Below are 1,594 nucleotides of genomic sequence, written 5' to 3' on the forward strand. Positions count from 1 at the left end.
GGGCCGCTTGCAACGCGCGAAGGCGCATCTGCGCGAGCGCCGCATCGCCAGCGCCGAGCCCAGCCATGCGATCGAGCCGCTGCCGCGCGGCAAGGCGCGCCGCAGCGCGGGTCCGGCGGCAAAAGGTGCGTCGAAACCAATGACTACGCCCGCGACCAAGCGTGCGGCGAGCCCGGCCGCCCGCCGCGCGGCCAAGCGGTAACCCGTACTCGTTCATTCCGGCGCATCCGGGGCCGGCCGCCAGTAGCGCCGCGCCTGCTGCCGGAACGACGCGATCGCGATGCCGTGCCGATCCGCGACGACTTCGACCGCGCCGGTGCGATCGCTGCGATAGCGCGCGATCCCGCGGCGGCCATAGCGCGCCCATACCTGCGCATGCGGATGCCGGTAGCGGTTGCGATAGCCAAGCTGGAACACCGCCGCAACGGGCCGCACCGCGTCGAGCCATTCGTCGCTGGACGAGGTGCGGCTGCCATGGTGCGGCACCAGCAGCAGGTCGGCACGCAGCGCATCGGATGGCAGGCGCGCGACCATTGCCAGTTCGGCGGCGCGGTCGATATCGCCGGTCAGCAGCATCGCGGCGTACGGGCTCGAGATCCGCAGCACGCAGCTGCGCGCATTGCTGCCGATCGCCGCGTCGTCGCCCTGCCCCGGCAACGGATGCAGCAGCTCGAAACGCACGCCGTCCCATTGCCACGCGATACCGGCCGCACACACCGCACCGGCATCCGGCCCGCTCCCGGCCGGCAACCGCCATAGCGGATGGCCACGCGGCAGCGATGCCCACAGGCGCCGGACCGGCAGCGCCGCCATCACGTCGCGCGCGCCGCCGGCATGATCGGCGTCCTCGTGACTGATCACCAGCGCATCGAGCGAGTGAATGCCAACCGCGCGCAGGAACGGCACCACCACGCGCTCGCCGGCGCTGGGCTGTGGCGAATCGGCCGGATTGCTGGTCGCGCCATACGCCGGCCCGGCGTCGTACAGCAGCCGATGGCCGCGGGTCTCGATCAGCACCGCCGCGCCCTGCCCGACATCGAGCGCCGTCGCGCGGAAGGCGGCGGCCGGCAGCGGCGCGCGGCCGCTCGACAGCATCGGGATCAGCAGCACCAGGCCATGCACGCGCCAGCCCCAGCCGAAGGCACGGGGGGCCAGCAGCACCGCCGTGCCGAGCAGCGCGAAGGCGAGTTCGACGGTATCGGGCCGCGCCGCCTGCCAGACGGCCCAGTGCGGCGCCGCCACTCGCACCAGCACCGCCGCCAGCCATGCCATCGCCTGGTGCGCCAGCGTCAGCAGCCATGCGGCCACCAGCGCGATGGCGCTGCCGAGCGGCCAGTCCACGGGCCACGCCGCCAGCATCGCCGCGCCCAGCGCCAACGGCGTCACCAACAGGCCGACGAGCGGAATCGCCAGCGCATTGGCCAGCGGCGACACCACCGACACCTGCTGGAACAACAGCAGCGTCGGCGGCAGCAGTCCGATCGTGACGGCCCATTGCGTGCGCACCGACTCGGCCAGATGCCGCCGCAGGCCTTGCCAGCGCGCCTGCCAGACCGAGCGCCGCGACGGCTCGCCGCCGGCCACGGCCACGGTT

General features: G+C 73.5%; 1 protein-coding gene and 1 pseudogene. One reads left to right on the top strand and one right to left on the bottom strand.

All coding sequences use genetic code 11. The annotated features are described in order from the left end of the window. Window positions 1–202: pseudogene (locus B551_RS26920) on the top strand (transcriptional regulator); the annotation flags it as partial. A gap of 11 nt (window positions 203–213) precedes the next feature. Here B551_RS26920 and B551_RS17875 read toward each other — a convergent pair. Next, a partial coding sequence (locus B551_RS17875; RefSeq protein WP_023264693.1) for a DNA internalization-related competence protein ComEC/Rec2 occupies window positions 214–1,594 on the bottom strand: 1,381 nt, incomplete at its 5' end.

The organism is Cupriavidus sp. HPC(L) (assembly GCF_000307735.3).
In the GTDB taxonomy this organism is placed as follows: domain Bacteria; phylum Pseudomonadota; class Gammaproteobacteria; order Burkholderiales; family Burkholderiaceae; genus Cupriavidus.